This window comes from Streptomyces sp. NPDC033174 (assembly GCF_055577795.1).
The window spans coordinates 121,511-144,087 of sequence record NZ_JBVIPQ010000006.1; the positions used below are offsets into that span (position 1 = coordinate 121,511).

Genomic DNA, 22,577 nt, shown 5'->3' on the forward strand with positions numbered 1-22,577 from the left:
GTCGCCCCGTCCGGCACCGGAAACGGCCCCGGTGAGCATGGAGGACGCTCACCGGGGCCGTGTTCCTACGGTACCCGTACGGCTCTACTCGGCCGCGATGGCGTTCAGTACGTTCATCCGGCCCGCCCGGAACGCCGGGACCAGCGCCGCGATCAGTCCGACGAACGCCGAGCCCACGAAGACCGTGAGGATCGTCGGCCACGGGATCTCCAGGACGCCCAGCCCCTCAAGGGCGAGGAGCTTCTGGGCGGAGGTGCCCCAGCCCATGCCGAGGGCCAGGCCGAGCAGGGCTCCGAAGAGGGCGATGACCACCGACTCCAGGCGGATCATGCGGCGCAGCTGGCGGCGCGAGAGGCCGATCGCCCGCATCAGGCCGATCTCGCGGGTCCGCTCGACCACCGACAGGGCGAGGGTGTTCACCACACCGAGCACGGCGACGATGATCGCGAGCGCGAGCAGGCCGTAGACGATGTTCAGGAGCTGGCCGACCTGGTCCTTCAGGTCCTGCTTGAAGTCGGCCTGGTTCTGCACCTTGTACTGGGGGTAGGCGGCGAGCGACTTCTTGAGGGCCGCGTACGCCTCCTTCTCCTTGCCGTCCTCCGCCGACGCGAACATGATCATGTTCTTCGGCATCCGGTCGGCGGGGAGGTACCGCTCGGCGGTCGTGATGTTGGTGTACATCGCGCCCTTGTCGACATTGCCCTCGTCCGAGGTGATCGCCGTGACCTTCAGCTTCGCCGTCCGGCCGCCCTTGAAGGCCACGGTGAGCTCGTCGCCGAGCTTCACGCCGTGCTTCTCGGCGTAGTCGTCGCCGACGGACATGGCGTTCTCGCCGTACGCGGCCGGCAGCTCACCGGCGACCATCTCGCGGCGCAGATCCTGCGCGTAGGTCGGGTCGGCGGCGACGAGGCCGTCCTTCTGCGGGGTGCCGCCGGGAGCGGTGACCGTGACGTCGAGCCACTTGTACTCGGTGACATGGGCGATGCCCGGCACCTTCTCCAGCGCCGCCTGCGCCTGCGGCATGATCGGCTGCCCGTTGCCGGACTGGATGATGTAGTCCGCGCCGACCGACTTGTCGAGCTCCTCGGTGGCCGAGGCGACCATCGACGAGCCCACCACCGACAGGCACGCCACCAGCGCGAGGCCGATCATCAGGGCCGCGCCGGTCGCTCCCGTGCGGCGCGGGTTGCGCAGCGCGTTGCGCTCGGCCATCCGTCCGACCGGGCCGAACATCCTCAGCACCAGGGCGCTGATGACCCGCACGACCCCGCCCGCCAGGAGCGGTCCGACGACGATGAAGCCGATGAGGGAGAGGACCACGCCCAGGCCCAGCCAGAGCGAACCGGTGCTCGCCTTGTCGGCCTGGGTGGCGGTCCACAGGGCAGCGGCGCCGGCGCCGGTGAGAACCAGGCCGATCCCGCCCCGTACCAGTCCCGCCCGGGCGTCCGCCGGGGTCCCGGCGTCGCGCAGCGCGGCCATCGGGGAGACCTTGCCGGCCCGGCGGGCCGGGATGTACGCGGCGAGGACTGTGACCACGATGCCGAGGGTCAGCCCGACGGCCGGGGTGGTCCACCGCACGGTCAGGTCCTGCGTGGACAGCTCCATGCCCATGGTGGACATGAGCTCCATCAGCCCGACGGCGAGACCGACACCGGCGCCGACACCGGCGACCGAGCCGACGACGCCGAGCAGCAGCGCCTCGACCAGCACCGAGCGGTTGACCTGCTTGCGGCTCGATCCGATGGCACGCATCAGACCGATCTCGCGGGTGCGCTGGGCCACCAGCATCGAGAAGGTGTTGACGATGAGGAAGATGCCGACGAGGAAGGCGATCCCGGCGAAGCCGAGCATCGCGTACTTCATCACGTCGAGGAACGAGCCGACGTCCTCACGGCCCGCGTCGGCGGCCTCCTGCTGGGTCTGGAGCTTGTACGGGCCGCCGAGGGCGGAGGCCACGTTCCTCTTCAGCTGCTCGTCGCTGACGCCGTCGGCCGCGTCGACCGAGATGTGCGTGAACACGCCCTCCTTGCCGAGAAGTCCACGCTGGGCGGTCGCGGTGTCGAAGTAGACGACCGCCGCGCCCGGGTTGGTGACCTTGAACGTGGCGATGCCGGAGATCTTCGCGGTGAGATCGCCGGTGACGGCGATGGTGCGCAGCTCGTCGCCCAGCCGCAGTCCGTGCTTCTCCGCGGTGTCGGCGTCGACCATCACCTCGGTGGGACCGCGCGGGGCGTGACCCGAGGTGATCTCCATGGAACGCAGGTCGTTGCGGGTCCAGTTGCCGGCGATCGTGGGCGCGCCATTGCTGGAGCCCATGTTCTCGTTGGCGCTGTTGACGACGGTCACGCTCAGCGAGACGACCGCGCCCTCGGCGGCCTTGACGCCCTCCGCCTTCTCCACCGTCCGCACCAGCGACGCGGGCAGCGTCTCCGGGCGGCCGGTCTGCGGGGTCTCCTCGCCCGCCTCGGCGGACGCGGGGCTGACGGTGACATCGGACGCCGTCGCCGCGAAGAGCTTGTCGAACGTGGTGTTCATCGTGTCGGTGAAGACGAGCGTGCCGCTGACGAACGCCACCGACAGCACCACCGCCACCGCCGAGAGCGCCATTCTGCCCTTGTGGGCCAGGAAGTTGCGCGCGGAGGCCTTGAATACGGTCACGACGTCCGCCCCCGGGCGTCGAAGTCCTTCATCCGGTCCAGTACGGCGTCGGCGGTCGGCCGGAACATCTCGTCGACGATCCGGCCGTCCGCGAGATACAGCACCCGGTCCGCGTACGAGGCGGCCACCGGGTCATGGGTGACCATGACGATGGTCTGACCCAGCTCGTCCACCGACTGCCGCAGGAACCCCAGGACTTCGGCGCCGGCCCGCGAGTCCAGGTTTCCGGTCGGCTCGTCACCGAAGATGATCTCGGGGCGGGCGGCGAGGGCCCGGGCCACCGCGACCCGCTGCTGCTGACCGCCCGACAGCTGCGTCGGCCGGTGCTTCAGCCGGTCGGCGAGACCGACGGTCTCCACCACACGGTTGAGCCAGGCCGCGTCCGGCTTGCGGCCCGCGATGTCCATCGGGAGCGTGATGTTCTCCAGGGCGTTCAGCGTGGGCAGCAGATTGAACGCCTGGAAGATGAAGCCGACGCGGTCGCGCCGCAGCTGCGTCAGCTTCTTGTCCTTGAGACCGGTGATCTCGGTGTCGGCGAGGTGGATCCGGCCGCTGGTGACGGTGTCCAGACCGGCGAGGCAGTGCATCAGGGTCGACTTGCCGGACCCGGAGGGCCCCATGATCGCGGTGAACTGCCCGCGGTCGATGTCCACATCGACATGGTCCAGGGCGACGACACGGGTCTCGCCGGATCCGTAGGCCTTGACGACCTGCCGCGCCCGCGCGGCGACGGCCGTACTCCCTCCAGTGCCCCCGTGCCTGGGAATGGTTACAGCCGAAGTCACGGTATGTCTCCTCCATCGGTGAATGAGCGATGCCGTCCAGCGGTCGGGAAGCGGCATCCACGGGGCCCAGCCCCCCGCTCGGGCCCGTACGTCCACGGTAGGGACCGGGCGCGTCCAACTCCTCCTCCAGCGGGAGGACCGCTCCCTGGGCCGAAGTAGGGACGACCCCCTAGGGGTCTCCGCCTCCGGGGTGACCCGCACAACGGTGAGCCTGCCCCCTCCCGCCGCGTGAGGTTCAAGTGAGAAGGTGTCCGGACGAGATACATGCATAGGGAAAGGAATCCTGGTGGCCGAAGTCGGAGCGACAACCGGCGCCGCGGCGCCGGCCACCACCCGGCGGGGACGCGGACCGGTCGTCGCGGCGCTGATGCTCGGCATGGCACTCGCCGCGCTCGACGGCACCATCGTCTCCACCGCCGTACCCCAGATCGTCGGGGACCTCGGCGGGCTCGCCGTCTTCTCCTGGCTGTTCTCCGGCTATCTGCTCGCGGTCACCGTCACCCTGCCCGTGTACGGGAAGCTGTCCGACACCTTCGGCCGCAAGCCGGTCCTGATCGCGGGGATCATCCTCTTCCTGGTCGGCTCACTCCTGTGCGCCGCCGCGTGGAACATGGCGTCCCTCATCGCCTTCCGCATCGTCCAGGGCCTCGGCGGCGGCGCGCTCCAGGGCACGGTGCAGACGATCGCCGCCGACCTCTACCCGCTCAAGGAGCGCCCGAAGATCCAGGCGAAGCTGTCCTCGGTCTGGGCCACCGCCTCGGTCGCGGGCCCGGCGGCCGGCGGACTCCTCGCGGGCTACGCGGACTGGCGCTGGATCTTCCTCATCAACCTCCCGGTGGGGCTGGTCGCCCTGTGGCTGATCGCCCGCCACCTGAAGGAGCCCTCACGGGCCCGGGAGGAGAAGAGCGACGGCCGCGCGGAGGCGGGACGGCCCGCCGTGGACTGGCTCGGCGCGCTCGCCATCTTCGCCACCGGCGCCCTGCTGCTGACCGCCCTCGTCCAGGGCGGGGTCGCCTGGCCCTGGCTGTCGGCGCCCTCACTGGGCCTGTTCGGAGGCAGCGCCCTCCTCGCCGGGGCCACCTACCTCATCGAACGCAGGGCCGCCGAACCGATCATCCCCGGCTGGATCTGGCGCCGCCGGACCATCGCGGCCGTCAACCTCGCGCTCGGCGCGCTCGGTCTCCTCATGGTCGCGCCGACCGTCTTCCTCCCCACCTACGCCCAGGCGGTCCTCGGCCTCGGCCCGATCGCCGCCGGCTTCGTCCTCTCCGCGATGACCCTCAGCTGGCCGGTCAGCGCGGCCTTCTCCAACCGTGTCTACAGCCGCATCGGCTTCCGGCTCACCGCGGTCATCGGCATCACCCTCGCCCTGCTGATCCTGCTCGCCTTCCCCCTGCTGCCCTTCCCCGGCGAACCGTGGCAGCCCGCCCTGCTCATGCTGCTCCTCGGCGCGGCCCTCGGACTCTTCCAGCTCCCCCTGATCGTCGGCGTCCAGTCGACCGTCCCCTGGGCCGAGCGCGGCACCACCACCGCGTCCGTCCTCTTCTGCCGCCAGGTCGGCCAGAGCGTCGGAGCCGCCCTCTTCGGCGCCATCGCCAACGGCGTACTGGCCGCCCGCCTCGGCGGCAGCGGCGACCTCGACTCCCTGGCCCATGCCCTGGACGACCCCGACTCCCTCACGGTCTCGGCCGCCGACCACCTCCGCCGCGCGGTCGACGCGGCCGTCGACTACGTCTACGTGGGCGCGGCCACAGCGGCGGCCCTCGCCCTGCTCGCCCTCCTGACCTTGGCACCGCGACGCTTTCCGGTCCTCAAGGACGAGAGGGAGTAGCGCGGGCGGCGGTAAGAGAGCCGGCACCGGGCCCTGCGCCCCTGGCCTCGGTCGCCCCGGCGGCGCCGGCGGCGGGGGCCGGCTGACGTCGGGCGGCTCCGTCCGGCCGCACCCGGCCGTAGCGCGCGGCGCGCACAGGCCGAGCAGGCACCGCACCGGACTCCTCCGCGAACGCCCTGAGGCCCCGCACGCCAGGCGAAAGCAGACCCGGGCCCGCACCAGGCCCGCCCACCGGCGGCGACAGGCTCGCGCGCCGACTCCGGCCGGCAGCCGGGCCCGCGGGTGTGAAGGACCGCCGGGGCTCAGGAGGAACCGTCCGCCGGGGCACGGCCCGTCAGGGCCGCGAGGCTGCCTCGGACGTGGTCCATGTGCGCCCGGACCTCCTCGCGCAGTCCGTCGTGCTCACGCAGCAGACGCTCCGTCTCCCGCTCGGTCCGTTCCTCCCGCGCCCGCGCCGCCGCCAGCAGTTCCTCCGCCCGCGCCTCCGCGTCCTCCTGGCCGTGCCGGGCGCTCTCCTCCTGCTCGGCGAAGTCCCGCTGCGCCTCCGCCAGCGCGGACTCCGCGCGGGCGATGAGCTCCGCGTGCCGGGCATCCATCGCCGCCCCGCGCTCGGCGAGTTCGTGCTCCACGTCCTCCACCCGCTCCCCGTGCTCCTTGCGCTGCGCGGCGAGCAGCGCCTCGGTGCGGCGCCGGGTGTCCTCCAGTACGGCCAGCGCCTCCCCGCGGATCTCCTCCGCCTCCGCCCGCGCCGCCGCCCGCGCCGCGTCCGCCTCCCCCCGAGCCTCCAGCAGGATCCGGCGCGCCTCCTCCTCGGCCCGCGCGCCGACCGTCTCCGCGTGGTCCCGCGCGTCCTCCCGGCTCCGGCGCGCCGCCGCCTCGGCCGCGTCCCGCAGCGCGTGCGCCTCCTCCGTCGCGGTGACCCGCAGCGCATCCGCCTCGGTCTCGCCGAGCAGCAGGATCTGCTGGGCGCGGCTGCCGAGGCTCTCGTACCGCTGCGGGACCAGCGCCCCGACCACCTCCCGCAGCCGCTCCGCCTCCCCCGCCATCTGCTTCGCCAGGACGGTCAGGCGCGCCGCGCGCTCCCAGGCGCCGTCGCGCTCGGCGGAGACACGGGCGAGGAAGCGGTCGACCTCTTCGGCGCGGTAGCCGCGGCCCCGCACGACGTCGAACCCGTGCGGTGGTGCTCCTGAACTCATTCCGGACGCTCCTCTCCTGACGGATCGAGCGCAAGCGCCCCATACGCGGCACTCCGCCCGCATTCTCCGGTCAAGGATGCGTCACCCACCCACCGAAACGGCGGCGCCCGGCCTGAGATCCAGGCCGGGCGCCGCCGTTCGGGCGTTCGGGCTCCCGCCCCTCACGCGAAGGGGCCGGTGAAGGGGCCGGTCAGAGCAGTCCGTCCCACATCTGCTCGAGGAGTACGGACCACCAGCTCTCCGGCGACGACAGCGCCGCCGGATCGAGCATCGCCAGCTGCGCCTGGAAGTCGACCGTCCAGCGCCCCGCCTGCTCCGGGTTGAGCCCGAAGCGCAGCCGCCACATCCGGCCGAGCAGCGCGAGGCTGCGGGTGAACTCCGGCAGTCCGCTGTTCACGAACTGCGGCGCGACCGGCCGGCCGCCGGGCCCCGCCTCCACCGGCACGGCGACGATGTGCGCGGTGCCGTACTGGACGCAGATAGCCCGTCCGAAGTCCGAACCGACGACAAGGTACGAGCCCGCGTCGCTCGCGGGCTGCACCTGGCGCTGCGCCGCCAGCTCGGCGAGCGTCGGCACGACCGGCTGCGCGGGCTGCGCCCAGAAGAACGGACCGAAGTCGGCCGGCAGTCCCGCCCAGACGAGCGTGAGCGCCACCAGCTCCGGCACCCCCTGACGGGACACCGCCCGCTGGTCGAACCGGCAGATCCCCGGCCCGAACGCGCCCGCCAGCTCCTGCGCGATCCCCTCCGGGGGAATCGGCGGCAGCGGCTGCACGTGCGGCAGCGGCGCCCGCATCGGCGCCGGCCGCGCGGGACCGTCCGCGACCTGGTGCAACTCGCCCTGATGGGTGAGGAGTTGGGCCATGCCCTGCTGACGGCCCGCGTGGTCCCTGCCGTACGGGGCGATATTCGTGATCCGCGCCTGCGGCCATGTCTCGCGGATCATCCGCGCACAGTACCCACCGGGCAGCTCGCACGACTCCAGCTCGGTGTGCAGCTCGAGCACCTGCTGCGGCGGCACGTTCATGGCGCGCAGCTCATGCAGGATCTGCCACTCCGGATGCGGAGTGCCGGGCGCCGAGCGACGGATGATCTGGGCCTCGGAACCGTCGGGCGCGCGGTAGCGCAGCACGGCCTGGTAGCCGGGGCCGACGGTCGGCTGACCGGTCGGCTGCTGCGGATAGCCGTACGCGGGCGGCGGACCCGGCATGGGGCCCGGCGCACCGGGCGGCGGCTGCGGCGGGCCGACCTGGCCGGGCTGGGCCAGCATCGTCGCCGCGTGGTGCACACCGCCACCGGGCACACCCGGCGCGGCGGGCGGAGCCGGCGGCGGGGTGGCGGGACCGGCGCCCATCGCGCTCGGGCTCGCGAGCATCGTCGCGGCATGGTGGGCGCCCCCACCAGGAACACCAGGAGCACCGGGGGCACCGGGCGCACCAGGGGGCGCGGGTGGCGGCGGGGTGGCGGGACCGGCACCCATCGCGCTCGGGCTCGCGAGCATCGTCGCCGCGTGGTGAACGCCCCCACCGGGCGGCGGAGTCGGCGTTCCCGGCGGCTGCGGGCCGTCCGGGCCCAGCTGCGCCACCATCTGCGTCGGCACGTACCCGCCGGCCGGCGCGCCGGGCGCCGCGGGTCCGGCACCGGGCGTTCCCGGCGCCCCGGGAGGAGGCGGAGTGGCCCCGACCCCGCTGCCCCGCGAAGCACGGGGCGGAAGGGCGGCCTTACTGGTGGCGGCATCGGCGATGTCACCGGCGCCGCCGGGAGCCCCGGGGGCCGCAGGGGCGCCAGGTACATGGGGCACACCAGGGCTGCCGGGAGCCGCAGGAGCCCCCGGGCCGTGAGGCGCACCAGGAGCGCCGGAGCCCACAGGGGCGCCGGGCACCGCCGCACCCTGGCCCGCGGGCGCGCCCTGCGGGAACGGCGGGCTTCCCGCCACGGCCGCCGCGACGTCCATCGCCGGGGCCACCGTCGTACGGGGAAGCTGACTGCCGCCCGACATCAGCGCCGTCGGCGCGTCCGCGCCCACCACCGGCGGGGGCGTGTCGTCGTCGTCCGCCCCGGCGAGCGGCGGCGCGAACACCGTCGCCGGCAGAGGAACGGAACCACTGTCGTCACCGGCGTTCACATCGGCCCACGGCGCGCCGGAGGCGACACCCTCCGACGCCGTCGGCTCGTAGTCGTCCTGGCCTCCGGCGCTCGGCCACGACGTCCCCGCCGAGGAACCGGCCTCCCAGGGCGCGGCCCCGGCGGACGAACTGCCGCCCGCCTGCGACGCGTTCGCGCCGGCCACGTCCACACCCGAGCCGGAAGACGAACCCGGGGGCATACCCGTGGAGGGCCCCGCGGACCCCGAGAACCCCGCGGACCCGGCCACAGGCACGCCCGCGGACGAACCCGAAGACGAACCGGCCGGCGACTCCGACCCCCGCCCGTCCGGAATCCCCAGCCTGTCCGCCGCGTCCTGCAACCACTCCGGCGGACTCAGCAAGAACGACGTCTGGTTCAGATCCACCCGCGCGGGCGCCGCCGCCGGCTCCGGCACCTCCTGCGGCACCCCGTACTCCTCCTCGTACCGGCGGATCACCTCACCCACCGGCAACCCCGGCCACAGCGTCGCCTCACCACTGTCCCGGGCGATCACCAGCCGTTGCCGGCCCCCGTCCGACGTCGGCCCTCCCCCCAGGCCTTCGGCCTGGGAGGTGCCCCCATCACGGTCCTCCGCCCACACCACGAACCCCAGGTCGAACTCCCGCACCCGCACCTCACGATGCTGATACGCGGGAACGTCGCCGTTGACCCACTCTTCCGCGCGCTCCTGCGCCTGCGCGAAGGTCACCATTCGACCGTCACCCCTCGTCCGATTCGTCCGACACCGGGACCGCACGCGCGAAGCCGCCGTCCACCATCAGATTCGCCACCGTCTCCAGCTCCGGCGGATTACCCGCCAGCCGCTCCAAGAACGCGTCGAAATCCTCACCACACGGCAACAGCAGCCGCTCCACCCGCTCCTGCACCGACCAGCCGTCCCGGTCCCGCGCGTCGTCGTACGGGCAGAACCACACCGACCCCACGTCCGAACCGCCCCGCACCTTCACCGCGACGATCCCACCCTGGACGAAGCCCACGCCCAGATAGTCCTTCGTCAGATGGTCCCGCAGACACTTGTTGACGTACACCAGGTCATTGACGGCCGCCTCCTCACGCACCGTGAAGAACGGCTGATCCACCAACAGCCCCAGCTCCGCGTCCAGCGCCGCGCCCACCGGAGCGCACCCGCCCGCCGCCTTCAGGAAGGAGCGGTACGCACCCGGCAGGCGATACCCCAGATCCTCCTCCACCCCCAGCAGCTGCTGCTCCGTCACCGACACCGACCCCTTCGGCAGCCCGAAGTGCGCCGGCCGCGTCTCCTGCAACGGCCGCGTCCCCCGCTTGTTCTGGTCCACGGCGGACGTCGCCACTCCCGCGTGATGCCGAAGCAGCGCCTTCACCTCGACCGGCACCAACTCCATACGGCGCGAACCGGCCACGTGATGCCAGGTCCAGCCGTGCGGCGTCGCCACCGGCGGAATCGTGTCCCACAGCTCATGCCCGGCAGCGGCCAGCGCCGCGTTCGCCGACACATAATCCGTCAACCGCAGCTCGTCCACGCCGAAGCCCTCCGGAGGCTCGGCGATCTCCGCCGCCGCACGCGCGTACGGCGAGAAGTCCGGAAAGCCGTCCTCGTCCACCCGCACCCCTCGGGGATGCCGGGAGGCCCTGACCGGGTCCGGGAAGTTGACGACCTGCCCGGCGTAGGCCGCGTTCGGTGGCGCGGCCTCGTGCCCGAGCCGACCTGTTGTCATGGCGGATGCCCCCTGCTGCGTCCTGCTGCGTCTGGCTGGTTCCGCACAGCCTATGCGCTGCCGCAACAGGGCCACCCGGACCATCTCCACCGTGACCAACCGTCACAATCGTGTGACCGTCAGCCGCCCCCATGACACACCCTCGACACGTTTCAGCGCCCCCGCTTCCCCACCGGGCACCCCGTTTGGCAGGCTGGTCCCGCAACTCGGGGGATTGCGCAAGAGGGGACGACAGCACCATGTACGCAGCACAGACCGGTGGTACGACCACCGGCGGCACCGCGGGAGCCAACGCCGCAGGCGACCCACGCCTCAACTGGAGCAGCGCCGAACCCACCCGCGCCCCCTTACTGCGTCAACGCCGCGACGGCATCCTGCCCACCGTCGGAGCAGCACTCTCCGTACGCGGCGAAACCCTCACCTGCACCGCCGGCCGCGGCGACCAGCCCCCCGCCCTGCACCCCCTCGTACAGGACTTCCTCGACACCCTCACCAGCGGCCAGCGCGAACGCTTCACCGGACGCTGCCCCGAAGCGATCCTGCTCTCCCGGCACCTCGCCGCCACCGAGACCGGCCGCAGCAAACGCGCCCAGCGCAAACCCCTCACCCCCGGCGAAGCCCGCCGCTCCCTCAAACACGCCAAACTCACCGCCCGCCGCATCCGCGAGGACGGCGACCCCCTCCACGGCAGCTACGCCGCCCCCTGCCGCTCCTGCACGGCGATGCTCGCCCACTTCGGCGTGCGCCCCGTCGACCCGACCGCCCAGAACGGCTGACCGCGCCCCATGCCCGACCACCTCAGCACCACCCGCTTCCCCGTCGCCGTCGACGCCGCCCTGCGCGAAGCGGGCTGGCACCCCGGCCGCTGGGACATCAAACAGGCCGAACACTGGGCCGACACCCTCCGCGCCCACCTCACACCCGCCGGCCACCGCCACAGCGTCTTCCCCGCCGCCGTCGAAGCCTGGGCCGAATTCGGCAGCCTCCGCATCACCGCCCCCGGTCCCGGCCGGCAGATAGCCCCCGCCACCGTCCACTTCGACCCGCTCGCCGGACTCCACCTCGCCCGTACCCTCGCCGACCTCGGCCGCGCCCTGGACACCGACATCGCCCCCCTCGGAGAAGAAGGCGACCACCAGGCCGTCCTCGCGATCGACCAACAAGGCCGCGTCTACAGCCTCGACCACACCGGCGACTGGTACGTCGGCAACGACATCGACGCCGCCCTGTCCACCCTGATCACCGGAGCCCAGCCCACCCGGCTGACCTCACCCTGACACCACAGGACCCGCTCACACCCCCCGGGCCGGCAACACCGCCGACACCCGGAAACCGCCCACGTCCGTCGGCCCCGACACGAACACACCACCCAAGGCCGTCACCCGCTCCCGCATCCCCACCAGACCGTTACCGCCACTGGGCAGACCCGCGTCCGCCACCCCCGCGTCCGACGGACCGTTCTCCACCTGCATGGCCACCTCCGCCTCCCGGTGCGCCAGCCGGACAACCACCTTCGCCCCCGCCGCATGCTTGTGGACGTTCGTCAACGCCTCCTGCACAACCCGGTACGCCGTCTGCTCCACCTCCGGCGCATACACCCGTGCCACACCGACCACCACCAGCTCCACCACCGTCCCCGCCTGCCGCGACTGCTCCACCAGCTCCTCGACCTCGGCCAGACACGGACCGTCCTCCGCCGCTGCCAGCGCCCCCTGCGCCGCCGCGGCCGCCGCCAGACCCACCGCCGCCAGCGGAACCGGAGCCGGCACCGGAGCCGGCGCGTCCTCCCGCAACACGCCCAGCATCTCCCGCAACTCCGTCAACGCCTGCCGGCCCATGTCACCGACCAGCGCCGCGTTCCTCACCGCCTTCTGCGGATCCTTCAACGCCACCGCCTGCAACGCCGCCGCATGCACCACCATCAGACTCACCCGGTGCGCGACCACGTCATGCATCTCCCGCGCGATCCGCGTCCGCTCCTCCTGCCGCGCCCACTGCGCCCGCTGCTCCGCCCGGTCCGCCAGCAGCGACAGCTCCTGCTCAAGACTGTCCGCACGCTCCCGCAGACTCTCCATCAGCCGCCGCCGCGCCCCTATATACAGCCCGAAAAGCACCGGCGGAGCGTTCAGGCCCAGAGACATGAAGACCGACACCAGCGGGACGTACCAGCTGCCCGGCTCGAAATCCGCCGCCGCGACATCCTGCCGCAACCGCACGAACGTCACGATCAGCACCGCGACCAGCGACATCCCCGCCAACGCCGCGATGATCCGCCGCGGCACCTCCGAGGCGGCGAGCGTATAGAGCCCGACGACGCCCATCAGGTAGCCCATCTCGGCCGGCGTGATGGCGATCGACACCAGCACGACGACAATCGGCCACCGCCGCCGCAGCACCAGTACGGCCCCGGCGAGAAACCCGAAGAACACCCCCACGGGCACCGGCAACCCCGAGTGCCCCGCGAAGCCGACCCCCTGCAACGCGCACTCCACCGCGGACAGCAGCCCGAGCCCCACGTCCAACACGGCGCTCCGCCGCCGCTCCCACCACCAGCCACGGGGGGCCGTGCCCGCCGCGTCCTGGTTAGCCCCCGTTGTGGTCATGCCTCCCAGCCTACGGGCGGCCGCGAGCGATTTTCCGGCGTCTCCGAGGAGTCCGGCAGCACGGATCGGGGGGCTTCGCAGCCGGAACGGGCGCTGATCCCCCGAACTACGGAATCGCCTGGGCTTTCGAGCCAGACATACGCATTCCGGACGAGCCTGTGCGTATGACATCTGCCACGGGCAAGTACGCGGACTTCGAGGGCTTACGCGAGCAGGCGGTGGCCCTCCGCCGGGAGGGCCTCAGCCTTCGCCAGATCCGCGATCGCCTCCACATCGACAACAACGACATCCTGGGCCGCCTGGTGAAGGGCGAGCCCGCCCCGGAGTGGACCAAGCGCCCGAACGCGAGGGACGACCTCCGGGAGAAGGCGCGGGAGCTCCGGCGCCAGGGAATGACGTACGACCAGATCCAGATCGAGCTGGGCTGCTCGAAGAGCTCGATCTCACTGTGGGTGAGGGACCTGCCGAAGCCGCCGCCGAGGACCCGCGAGGAGGCATCGGCGATCGCCAGGCGCGGCTGGGAGGAGACGCTGCGGCGCCGGGACGGGGAACGCCAACAGACCAAGCTCGACGCGGCGGCCAAGATCGGCGAAATGACCGAACGCGAACTCTTCCTGCTGGGGGTCGGGCTCTACTGGGCGGAGGGAACGAAAGACAAGCCCCATGCACGCCGCGAACGGGTGACCTTCGTGAACAGCGATCCGGGGATGATCCAGACGTTCCTCGCCTGGCTCGACCTCGTAGGGGTCCGCCGGGAACGGCTCAAGTATCACGTGATGATCCATGAGAACGCCGACGTGTCAGGCGCCGAACGCTTCTGGACCGAGCTCGTTCAGGCGGACGCCTCGCAGTTCGGTAAGACAACGCTCAAGCGACACAATCCGACAACCGTCCGCAAGAACGTCGGCGACGGCTACCGCGGCTGCCTCGTGATCCAAGTGCGACAAAGCGCGGACCTCTACCGTCGCATCGAAGGTTGGTGGTGCGGCATAGTAGGGGCTGCCCGCGTGACCGATCGAGAGAATCGGACATAGCGGCAATCCCGGGTCGTCTAAGGGCAAGACGTCAGATTTTGGTTCTGATCATGGGGGTTCGAGTCCTCCCCCGGGAGCGCACGTGCTCAGCTCGGGTCCTGACCTCCACGGTCAGGACCCGCGCTCGTTTCCCCCCGGAAACGCCCCGGTATCCTGCGGGTGTCCACCACCCGAAGCCGAAGGGCATTCCCGTGAGCGCCAATCGCCCGGCAGCCGTCGTCGTCCTCGCAGCGGGTGAGGGCACCCGCATGAAGTCGAAGACCCCCAAGGTCCTGCACGAGATCTGCGGGCGCTCGCTCGTGGGGCACGTCGTCTCCGCCGCTCGTGAGCTGGATCCCGAGCATCTCGTCGTGGTCGTCGGGCACGCCCGTGAGCAGGTGAAGGGGCACCTCGACTCCTTCTACTCCGGCACCCGCACCGCCGTCCAGCACGAGCAGAACGGCACCGGTCACGCCGTGCGCATGGCCCTCGAAGAGCTGGGGCAGGCCCCCGAGGGGACCGTCGTCGTCGTGTGTGGCGACACTCCCCTCCTCTCCGGCGACACGCTGAAGGCTCTCGCCGCGACGCACGCCGCCGACGGGAACGCCGTCACCGTCCTGACCGCCGAGGTCCCGGACTCGACCGGGTACGGGCGGATCGTCCGTGACAGCGACTCCGGCGCGGTCACCGCGATCGTGGAGCACAAGGACGCCACCGAGGCGCAGCGGGCGATCAGTGAGATCAACTCGGGTGTGTTCGCGTTCGACGGGTTGCTGCTCGCGGACGCGCTGGGCAAGGTGCGCACGGACAACAGTCAGGGTGAGGAGTACCTGACGGACGTTCTCGGCATCCTGCGTGAGGCGGGGCACCGGGTGGGTGCGTCGGTCGCCGCCGATCACCGGGAGATCCTGGGGATCAACAACCGTGTTCAGCTGGCGGAGGCGCGCGGGCTGTTGAACGCGCGGCTGCTGGAGCGGGCGATGACGGCCGGTGTGACGATCGTGGACCCGGCGTCGGTGCTGGTGGATGTGACGGTGACGTTCGAGGCGGACGCGGTGGTTCATCCGGGTACGCAGTTGCTTGGGTCGACGCACATCGCGGAGGACGCCGAGGTGGGCCCGAATTCGCGGCTGCGGGACACGGCCGTGGGCCGGGGTGCGCGGGTGGACAACACGGTGGCGGACTCGGTGGAGATCGGTCCGGACGCGCAGGTGGGCCCGTTCGCCTATCTGCGTCCCGGTACGAAGCTGGGTGTGAAGTCAAAGGCCGGCGCGTATGTGGAGATGAAGAACGCGACGATCGGTGAGGGCACGAAGGTGCCGCATCTGTCGTACGTCGGTGACGCGACGATCGGCGAGTACACGAACATCGGCGCTGCGAGCGTGTTCGTGAACTACGACGGTGAGGCGAAGCACCACACGACCATCGGGTCTCACTGCCGCACCGGTTCGGACAACATGTTTGTGGCGCCTGTCACGATCGGGGACGGGGCGTACACCGCGGCGGGCTCGGTGATCACGAAGGATGTGCCGCCCGGCTCGCTCGCTGTGGCCCGGGGCCAGCAGCGGAATATCGAGGGCTGGGTGGCCAGGAAGCGGCCGGGGAGCGCAGCTGCGCAGGCCGCTCAGACGGCTGCTGAAGTGGCCGACGGCGAAAGCTGACCGGAAACCGGTGCGTCGAACTCGGCGTACCGTGATACGTGCACATAAATTCGGCTGGCTCGCGCTCGACGGACTCGCGGCCAGGGAACACGTCTGAGGAGACAGTGCTGTGACCGGGATCAAGACGACCGGCGAGAAGAAGCTGATGCTCTTCTCCGGCCGCGCCCACCCCGAGCTGGCCGAGGAGGTCGCACATCAGCTGGGTGTCGGCATCGTGCCGACCAAGGCTTTCGACTTCGCGAATGGTGAGATCTACGTCCGCTTCCAGGAGTCGGCTCGTGGTGCGGACTGCTTCTTGATCCAGAGCCACACGGCTCCGATCAACAAGTGGATCATGGAACAGCTGATCATGCTGGATGCGCTGAAGCGGGCCTCGGCCCGGAGCATCACGGTGATCATTCCGTCCTACGGCTATGCCCGTCAGGACAAGAAGCACCGTGGGCGCGAGCCGATTTCGGCCCGTCTGATCGCGGACCTGCTGAAGACCGCGGGTGCGGACCGCATTCTCACGGTCGATCTGCACACGGACCAGATCCAGGGCTTCTTCGACGGCCCGGTGGACCACCTGTCGGCGCTGCCGGTCCTCGCGGACTACGTGGGTGCGAAGGTGGACCGTTCGAAGCTGACGATCGTGTCTCCGGACGCGGGTCGGGTGCGGGTGGCGGACCGTTGGTGCGACCGTCTGGACGCGCCGCTGGCGATCGTGCACAAGCGTCGTGACAAGGACGTGGCGAACCAGGTGACGGTCCACGAGGTCGTGGGCGAGGTCGAGGGCCGGGTGTGTGTCCTGGTCGACGACATGATCGACACCGGTGGCACGATCTGCGCCGCCGCGGACGCGCTGTTCGCGCACGGCGCCGAGGACGTCATCGTGACGGCGACGCACGGTGTGCTGTCGGGCCCGGCGGCCGATCGTCTGAAGAACTCGAAGGTGAGCGAGTTCGTGTTCACGGACACGCTGCCGGACCCGGGCTCGCTGGAGCTGGACAAGATCACGGTGCTGTCGATCGCGCCGACGATCGCGCGTGCGGTCCGTGAGGTCTTCGAGGACGGTTCGGTGACGAGCCTCTTCGAGGAGCAGGGCTGATCAGGGCGTAGTACGTGAGGAAGGGCCGTTCCCCGTGGCGGGGAGCGGCCCTTTCTCGTGCCCTCCGGCAGGTCCGTGACCGGCGGGGACAGGCGGGCGCCGACGGGTTCGGGTGATCGATTGGGTCGCTGGGGGCGTGCCGAGTAGACTGCCGAAGTTGCTCGGCGAGGGAGGCCGTACCGGTAGGTGCGGCGGTCCGTTATCGACGCGCTCTTCGTAGCAGGCCAGTCGTGGCCGGGTGACCGCCACATCAGTTTCTGCATACGAGGAGTGCACATGTCCGAGGTGAAGATCTCCGCCGAGACTCGTTCCGAGTTCGGCAAGGGCGCTGCCCGCCGCATCCGCCGCGAGAACAAGGTTCCCGGCGTTGTCTACGGTCACGGCACCGAGCCCGTCCACGTCACGCTGCCGGGCCACCAGCTGCTGCTGGCGCTGCGTACCCCGAACGTCCTGCTGTCCCTGGACATCGAGGGCAAGACCGAGCTCGCGATCCCGAAGGCCGTCCAGCGCGACGCGATCAAGGGCTTCCTCGAGCACGTCGACCTGCTTCTCGTGCGTCGTGGCGAGAAGGTCACCGTCGAGGTCGTCGTCGAGACCGAGGGTGAGCTTGCCCCGGGCAGCTTCCTGGTCGAGAACGTGCTGAACACGCTCTCCGTCGAGACCGAGGCCACGCACATCCCGACGTCCGTCACCGTGTCCATCGAGGGCCTGGAGGCCGGTGCCTCCATCCACGCGAAGGACGTCGCGCTGCCGGCCGGCACCACCCTGGTGACCGACGAGGACGCCGTCGTCATCCAGATCCTGGCCGCGCAGGCCGAGGAGCCGGCCGCCGAGGCCCAGGGTGAGACCGAGGGCGCGGAGGCCTGAGCCGTAGGCTCTGCTTGACGCGGACGGGGTGGTGGGCTGCGGCCCGCCACCCCGTTTCCCTGTCCCGCACTCATCCCGCCCGATTCCCCCAGACGTTCCCTGGACCCGTACGAGGAGACGCCCCACGATGACGACCGACGCGAGCGCCCCCTGGCTGATCGTCGGCCTCGGCAACCCCGGACCGGAGTACGCGGCGAACCGGCACAATGTCGGGTTCATGGTCGCGGACCTCCTCGCGGGGAGGATCGGCGGAAAGTTCAAGCGGGCGCAGAAGGCGCAGGCGCAGGTCGTCGAGGGCCGGATGGGGCCGCCGGGGCCGTCGAGCCGCCGTGTGGTGCTGGCGAAGCCGATGTCGTACATGAACCTGTCCGGCGGTCCGGTGACGTCGCTGCGGGACTTCTACAAGGTGCCGACGGCGAACATCGTGGCGATCCATGACGAGCTGGACATCGATTACGGCGTGCTGCGCCTGAAGCTGGGTGGCGGGGACAACGGCCACAACGGTCTGAAGTCGATGACGAAGGCGATGGGGGCGGAGTATCACAGGCTGCGGTTCGGTATCGGCCGGCCTCCGGGGCGGATGCAGGTGGCGGACTTCGTTCTGAAGGATTTCTCGTCCTCGGAGCGCAAGGAGCTGGACTACTTCGTGGACCGGGCGGCGGATGCGGTGGAGTGTCTGGTGACCGAGGGGCTCGAGCGGGCGCAGTCCGCGTACAACTCCTGACGGTTGACCAGGCGTGGTCCCATGGCCAAGGATCGCGCCCCATGAAGCGGACCGTCCTGTTCTCCCATGCCCGCAACGCCGCCATGGCGCTGGTCGCCCTGCTGCTGCTCCTCGCGGGTGTCCGGGCCTCGTGGAGCTCCGCGCAGCACGTGCTGCTGCCGAAGGGGCGCGAGCACGGCACGTTGACGGTCGCCGTCTGCGGTGAGGACACCTGCACGGGCCGCTACGTCCCCGAGGGCGGCGCCCCGGCGCGTACGGGTGTGGTCATCGAGCGGTCGGTCGCCGTGCGCAAGGGCGAGGCGGTCGCGGTCGTGGTGAAGCCGGGCACGAGCGAGGCGGTGCGGACCGGCTGGGCGGGCGGGTTGCACGCGTGGCTGCCGCTGGGCGGTGCGCTGTTGCTGGCGTCGCTGGTCATCGGCGGTGGGCTGCGGCTGACGCGGGTCGCGTGGGGTGCGGCGGGGGTCGGCGGGGCGCTGTTGCTGGGGTTGTTCCTCGCGCTCTGACTACCGCTGCGACTACCGCTGCGACTACCGCTCCGACGATGCGGAATGGCTCGTTCATCTGATCGTTATCCAGGAGCATTCGGACACGCCTTCGTAAAAGTAACCGATGCGCATTGATCGACGTTGACGGTCTGCTGTTACCGCAAGAAGCTGAGCCGCCCCCCACGGCATCCCTCATCTCTCACGTTGGACTGCCCATGCGCATTCTGATTCCCGCCGGCACTCTGGTCACCGCCGTGACCGCCTCGCTGCTGCTGGCTCCGTCCGCCTATGCCACGCCCAAGGGCGACAACGGCACTGTGAAGATCCATGACGCCACGACCGGCGCGGAGCTTCGCAGGAACGAACCGAAGGTCTGCTCCTTCTACCTCGACAGCTTCGGCTTCGACTCGGCCCAGAAGGTGGCCTGGCACATCGAGGCCTGGGCCAACAACGACCTGGACAAGGGCGAGACCGTCAAGTCCGGCTCGCTCGTGCTCGACGCCGAGGGCCACGGCCGCACGGCGGACATGACCCTGCCCGACGGGCAGTACAAGCTCTTCTGGAACTTCGAGGGCGAGAACGGCCGGGCCAAGCACAAGGTCTTCAAGACCGACTGCGGGGACGAGGCGAAGCCGGGCAAGCCCGGTGAGGAGCCCGGCAAGCCCGGCAAGCCCGGCGAGAAGCCGGAGGAGAAGCCCGTCGAGAAGCCCTCCGTCGCGCCTTCGGCTCCCTCGGAGGAGAAGCCGGCCGACAACGCGTCCGCTCCCGCGGCCGCTCCCTCGGAGCAGGGCGGCAAGGGCGAGGGTGACCTGGCCGAGACCGGCAGCAGCGCGCCCGTCGGCGCGATGGCGGCGGTGGCGGTGGCCCTGGCCGCGGCCGGTGGCTTCCTGGTGATGCGCCGCCGCAAGGCCCAGCAGCACTGAGGCTCGACGGACCGAGCCCCCGGGAATGAATGACCGTGCCCCCGCCGGAAGTCCGGCGGGGGCACGGTCATGTCAGCCTTCGGGCGTCAGCCGGTGTTGCGCAGACCCGCCGCGACACCGTTCACCGTCAGCAGCAGCGCCCGCGCCAGCAGCGGGTCGGGCTGCTCGCCGGCCTCGGCGGCCTTGCGCTGACGGGCCAGGAGCGCCACCTGGAGGTAGGAGATCGGGTCCAGGTAGGCGTCACGGATGGCGAAGGTCTGCTGGAGCGCCGGGTTGGAGTCCAGGAGCTGCTTTCCGCCGGTGATCTTCAGGACTTCGGAGACGGTCAGCTCGTGCTCGGCCTCGATGGTGGCGAAGACGTGCTTGAGGTTCTCCGGGACGAGGGTGTCGACGTAGTGGCGGGCGATCCGCAGGTCCGTCTTGGCCAGCGTCATCTCGACGTTGGAGAGGAAGTTGCGGAAGAAGTGCCACTGCCGGCTCATCTCGTCCAGCACCGGGTCGAGGCCGGCCTCGCGCAGCGCCTTGAGGCCGGAGCCGACGCCGTACCAGCCCGGGACGATCTGCCGCGACTGCGTCCAGCCGAAGACCCACGGGATGGCCCGCAGGCCGTCCAGGCCCGCGCCCGAGTCGGGCCGGCGGGAGGGCCGGGAGCCCAGGTGGAGGTCGGCGAGCTGGTCGACGGGGGTGGAGGCGAAGAAGTACGCGGGAAGGTCGGGGTCCTCGACGAGCCTGCGGTACGCGGAGTGCGCGGCGTCGGAGACGGTGTCCATGGCCGCGTCCCAGCGGGCCAGCGCGTCGCTGGACTGCCTCGGGGAGGTGTGCAGGGCGGAGGCCTGGAGGGTCGCCGCGACGGTGAGTTCCAGGTTCTCGCGGGCGAGCGAGGGGATCAGGTACTTGTCGGAGATGACCTCGCCCTGCTCGGTCACCTTGATCTCGCCCTCCAGGGTGCCCCAGGGCTGGGCGAGGATCGCGTTGTGCGAGGGGCCGCCGCCGCGGCCGACGGTGCCGCCGCGGCCGTGGAAGAGCCGCAGCCGTACGCCGTAGCGGTGGGCGACGTCGCGGAGCCTGCGCTGGGCGCGGTGGATCTCCCACTGGGAGGTGGTGATGCCGCCGAACTTGGAGGAGTCGGAGTAGCCGAGCATGACCTCCTGGACGTCACCGCGCAGGGAGACGAGGCGCCGGTAGGAGGGGTCGGCGAGCATGCCGTCGAGGATGACGTCGGCGGCCTTGAGCTCGTCGGTGGTCTCCAGGAGCGGGACGATGCCGATCTTGGCCCAGCCGCCGTGCAGGTCGATCAGGCCGGCCTCGCGGGCCAGGACCGCCGCCGCGAAGACGTCGTCGGCGCCCTGGCACATCGAGATGATGTACGACTCGATGACCTCGGGGCCGAACCGCTCGAAGGCTTCCTTGATCGTGTGGAAGACGCCGAGGGTCTTCTGCCCGGCCGCGTCGAGGGGCGCGGGCGTCGGGGCGAGCGGCCGGCGTGAGCGCAGCTCCTTGGCGAGGAGCTTCTGCCGGTAGTCGCGGGGCATGTCGGTGTACCGCCACGACTCCTCGCCGAGCCGGTCGAACAGCTGGCCGAGGGCGTGGTGGTGGGCGTCGGCGTGTTCGCGTACGTCCATGGTGGCGAGCTGGAGGCCGAAGGCGGACAGGGTGCGGATGACCCGGTCCATGCGGCCGTCGGCGAAGAGCCCGCCGCGGTGCTCGCGCAGCGAGGTCTGCATCAGGGTGAGGTCGTGGACGAGCTCGGCGGTGCCGAGGTAGTCGCGGCCGGCCTCGTGGGGGGTGCCCTTGGCGAGGCGCTCGCGGGTGTTGACGAGCTTCTGCCGCACGCACGTGGCCTTGAGGCGGTAGGGCTCCTCGGCGTTGAGGCGCTTGTAGCGGGGGCTGATCTCCGGGAGCCGCTCCAGGTCGGCCTGGAGGGAGGTCAGGAGCTCGTCGGTGGCGCCCGCGTAGCGGATGGAGTTGGAGAGCAGTCCGCGCAGGTAGTCGATGACCTCGATGGCGTCGGTGATGCCGTGCTCGTGCTGGAGGATCAGGACGTCCCAGGTCACCTGGGGGGTGACGTTGGGGTTGCCGTCGCGGTCGCCGCCGATCCAGGTGCCGAACGTGAGCGGGCGGGTGCCGGCGGGCAGCTCGATGCCGACGCGCTCCAGCTCGGCGGCGAGGTCCTCCAGGACGTCGCCGACGGCGCCGGCGTGCAGCTCGTCCAGGTAGTAGATGGCGTTGCGGGCCTCGTCGGAGGGCTCGGGCCGGACGACGCGCAGTTCGTCGGTCTGCCAGATGAGGTCGATGTTCTCCGCGAGCCGCAGGTCGTGGCGGCGCCGGTCGGCGGCGATGACCGGGGTTTCGAGGAGCTCGGCGATGCGGCGGAGCTTGTTCAGCACGGAGCGCCGGGCAGCCTCGGTGGGGTGCGCGGTGAAGACGGGCCGGACGTTGAGGTTCCTGACCGTCTCGCGTACGTGCTCGGGGTCGCCGTCCTTGAGCATGTCGGCGGTCCTGGCCAGCAGCCCGCCCTCGGCGGCGCGCTTCTCGCGCATCTCGCGGCCCCGGTGGACCTGCTCGGTGACGTTCGCCAGGTGGAAGTAGGTGGAGAAGGCGCGCACCAGGCGGGCGGCGGTCTCCAGGTCGGTGTCGCCGAGCAGCTCGGCGGCGGCCTCGCCGTCCTCACGGGTGAGCCTGCGGACCTTCTCGACGAGGTCGAGAAGCTCGGGGCCCTCCTGCCGGACGAGGGTCTCGCCCAGCAGATCGCCCAGTCGGCGGATATCGGATCGCAGCTCGGCGCTGGCTGAAGGGGTCTGGTCGGCACTGCTCACAGGTGCGGCTCCTTGCAGTGTTTGAGCACGTCTGGAGGGGTACTGGAGGCTTGCGGACCGCGCTGTCCGACGCACCCAGGATAGGT

Annotated in this window: 17 protein-coding genes and 1 tRNA gene; 11 read left to right on the plus strand and 7 right to left on the minus strand. The window is 71.2% G+C overall.

Annotation, left to right across the window (positions count from 1 at the left end; all coding sequences use genetic code 11):
* Window positions 1–84 precede the first annotated feature (84 nt).
* On the minus strand, window positions 85–2,658 hold the full coding sequence (locus ACZ5VC_RS20320; RefSeq protein ID WP_469121412.1) for an ABC transporter permease: 2,574 nt from the start codon (window positions 2,656–2,658) through the stop codon (window positions 85–87).
* Window positions 2,655–3,443 (minus strand): ABC transporter ATP-binding protein, encoded by a 789-nt coding sequence (locus ACZ5VC_RS20325; RefSeq protein WP_469121413.1) that lies wholly within the window; start codon window positions 3,441–3,443, stop codon window positions 2,655–2,657. Before ACZ5VC_RS20325 ends, ACZ5VC_RS20320 begins: the two co-directional genes overlap by 4 nt.
* Window positions 3,444–3,729: 286 nt before the next feature.
* On the opposite strand from ACZ5VC_RS20325, the gene ACZ5VC_RS20330 reads away from it, so the two are divergent.
* Complete coding sequence (locus ACZ5VC_RS20330) at window positions 3,730–5,274, plus strand: MFS transporter (protein WP_469121414.1); 1,545 nt, start codon at window positions 3,730–3,732, stop codon at window positions 5,272–5,274.
* Window positions 5,275–5,576: 302 nt separating this feature from the next.
* Here the strand turns inward: ACZ5VC_RS20330 and ACZ5VC_RS20335 are convergent, their stop codons facing one another.
* The 3 genes from ACZ5VC_RS20335 to ACZ5VC_RS20345 form a co-directional block, all read right to left on the minus strand.
* Entirely contained in the window at window positions 5,577–6,470 is an 894-nt protein-coding gene (locus ACZ5VC_RS20335; protein ID WP_469121415.1) for a DivIVA domain-containing protein, read from the minus strand.
* 190 nt (window positions 6,471–6,660) lie between these two features.
* Complete coding sequence (locus tag ACZ5VC_RS20340; RefSeq protein ID WP_469121416.1) at window positions 6,661–9,309, minus strand: SUKH-4 family immunity protein; 2,649 nt, start codon at window positions 9,307–9,309, stop codon at window positions 6,661–6,663.
* 7 nt (window positions 9,310–9,316) lie between these two features.
* Window positions 9,317–10,312 (minus strand): SMI1/KNR4 family protein, encoded by a 996-nt coding sequence (locus ACZ5VC_RS20345; protein WP_469121417.1) that lies wholly within the window; start codon window positions 10,310–10,312, stop codon window positions 9,317–9,319.
* A 239-nt stretch (window positions 10,313–10,551) separates the two neighbouring features.
* On the opposite strand from ACZ5VC_RS20345, the gene ACZ5VC_RS20350 reads away from it, so the two are divergent.
* Both ACZ5VC_RS20350 and ACZ5VC_RS20355 read left to right on the plus strand, forming a co-directional pair.
* A complete protein-coding gene (locus ACZ5VC_RS20350) occupies window positions 10,552–11,088 on the plus strand; it encodes a YwqJ-related putative deaminase (RefSeq protein ID WP_469121418.1) in 537 nt (178 codons plus the stop codon).
* A 9-nt stretch (window positions 11,089–11,097) separates the two neighbouring features.
* Window positions 11,098–11,589, plus strand: coding sequence for an SUKH-3 domain-containing protein (locus ACZ5VC_RS20355; protein WP_469121419.1), 492 nt, complete (start codon window positions 11,098–11,100; stop codon window positions 11,587–11,589).
* A gap of 15 nt (window positions 11,590–11,604) precedes the next feature.
* Here the strand turns inward: ACZ5VC_RS20355 and ACZ5VC_RS20360 are convergent, their stop codons facing one another.
* Window positions 11,605–12,915, minus strand: a complete 1,311-nt coding sequence (locus ACZ5VC_RS20360; protein ID WP_469121420.1) for a sensor histidine kinase — start codon at window positions 12,913–12,915, stop codon at window positions 11,605–11,607.
* A gap of 164 nt (window positions 12,916–13,079) precedes the next feature.
* On the opposite strand from ACZ5VC_RS20360, the gene ACZ5VC_RS20365 reads away from it, so the two are divergent.
* The 8 genes from ACZ5VC_RS20365 to ACZ5VC_RS20400 all read left to right on the plus strand — a co-directional run bounded on the left by ACZ5VC_RS20365 (window position 13,080) and on the right by ACZ5VC_RS20400 (window position 19,675).
* Window positions 13,080–13,949, plus strand: coding sequence for a hypothetical protein (locus ACZ5VC_RS20365; protein ID WP_469121421.1), 870 nt, complete (start codon window positions 13,080–13,082; stop codon window positions 13,947–13,949).
* Between the two features lie 6 nt (window positions 13,950–13,955).
* Window positions 13,956–14,026 (plus strand) — tRNA-Gln (locus ACZ5VC_RS20370).
* 114 nt (window positions 14,027–14,140) lie between these two features.
* Window positions 14,141–15,589 carry a bifunctional UDP-N-acetylglucosamine diphosphorylase/glucosamine-1-phosphate N-acetyltransferase GlmU gene (gene glmU, locus ACZ5VC_RS20375; protein ID WP_469121422.1) on the plus strand — a complete coding sequence of 483 codons (1,449 nt, stop codon included), beginning with the start codon at window positions 14,141–14,143 and terminating at the stop codon, window positions 15,587–15,589.
* 109 nt (window positions 15,590–15,698) lie between these two features.
* Window positions 15,699–16,676 (plus strand): ribose-phosphate diphosphokinase, encoded by a 978-nt coding sequence (locus ACZ5VC_RS20380; protein ID WP_469121423.1) that lies wholly within the window; start codon window positions 15,699–15,701, stop codon window positions 16,674–16,676.
* A gap of 276 nt (window positions 16,677–16,952) precedes the next feature.
* Window positions 16,953–17,543: a 50S ribosomal protein L25/general stress protein Ctc gene (locus tag ACZ5VC_RS20385; RefSeq protein WP_469121424.1), complete on the plus strand. Its 591-nt coding sequence runs from the start codon at window positions 16,953–16,955 to the stop codon at window positions 17,541–17,543.
* A gap of 127 nt (window positions 17,544–17,670) precedes the next feature.
* On the plus strand, window positions 17,671–18,267 hold the full coding sequence (gene pth, locus ACZ5VC_RS20390; RefSeq protein WP_469121425.1) for an aminoacyl-tRNA hydrolase: 597 nt from the start codon (window positions 17,671–17,673) through the stop codon (window positions 18,265–18,267).
* A gap of 41 nt (window positions 18,268–18,308) precedes the next feature.
* A complete protein-coding gene (locus ACZ5VC_RS20395) occupies window positions 18,309–18,770 on the plus strand; it encodes a hypothetical protein (protein ID WP_469121426.1) in 462 nt (153 codons plus the stop codon).
* A gap of 197 nt (window positions 18,771–18,967) precedes the next feature.
* A complete protein-coding gene (locus ACZ5VC_RS20400) occupies window positions 18,968–19,675 on the plus strand; it encodes an LPXTG cell wall anchor domain-containing protein (RefSeq protein WP_469121427.1) in 708 nt (235 codons plus the stop codon).
* Window positions 19,676–19,761: 86 nt separating this feature from the next.
* On the opposite strand, the gene ppc is transcribed toward ACZ5VC_RS20400, so the two are convergent.
* Window positions 19,762–22,491 carry a phosphoenolpyruvate carboxylase gene (gene ppc / locus ACZ5VC_RS20405; protein WP_469121428.1) on the minus strand — a complete coding sequence of 910 codons (2,730 nt, stop codon included), beginning with the start codon at window positions 22,489–22,491 and terminating at the stop codon, window positions 19,762–19,764.
* Between the last annotated feature and the right edge of the window lie 86 nt (window positions 22,492–22,577).

Coding starts and splice junctions, on each gene's coding strand:
- ACZ5VC_RS20340 (WP_469121416.1), bottom strand. CDS start 9,309: ATGGTGACCTTCGCGCAGGCGCAGGAGCGCGCGGAAGAGTGGGTCAAC.
- ACZ5VC_RS20395 (WP_469121426.1), top strand. CDS start 18,309: ATGAAGCGGACCGTCCTGTTCTCCCATGCCCGCAACGCCGCCATGGCG.
- ACZ5VC_RS20385 (WP_469121424.1), top strand. CDS start 16,953: ATGTCCGAGGTGAAGATCTCCGCCGAGACTCGTTCCGAGTTCGGCAAG.
- ACZ5VC_RS20345 (WP_469121417.1), bottom strand. CDS start 10,312: ATGACAACAGGTCGGCTCGGGCACGAGGCCGCGCCACCGAACGCGGCC.
- ACZ5VC_RS20400 (WP_469121427.1), top strand. CDS start 18,968: ATGCGCATTCTGATTCCCGCCGGCACTCTGGTCACCGCCGTGACCGCC.
- pth (WP_469121425.1), top strand. CDS start 17,671: ATGACGACCGACGCGAGCGCCCCCTGGCTGATCGTCGGCCTCGGCAAC.
- ACZ5VC_RS20365 (WP_469121421.1), top strand. CDS start 13,080: ATGACATCTGCCACGGGCAAGTACGCGGACTTCGAGGGCTTACGCGAG.
- ACZ5VC_RS20335 (WP_469121415.1), bottom strand. CDS start 6,470: ATGAGTTCAGGAGCACCACCGCACGGGTTCGACGTCGTGCGGGGCCGC.
- ACZ5VC_RS20355 (WP_469121419.1), top strand. CDS start 11,098: ATGCCCGACCACCTCAGCACCACCCGCTTCCCCGTCGCCGTCGACGCC.
- ACZ5VC_RS20360 (WP_469121420.1), bottom strand. CDS start 12,915: ATGACCACAACGGGGGCTAACCAGGACGCGGCGGGCACGGCCCCCCGT.
- ACZ5VC_RS20350 (WP_469121418.1), top strand. CDS start 10,552: ATGTACGCAGCACAGACCGGTGGTACGACCACCGGCGGCACCGCGGGA.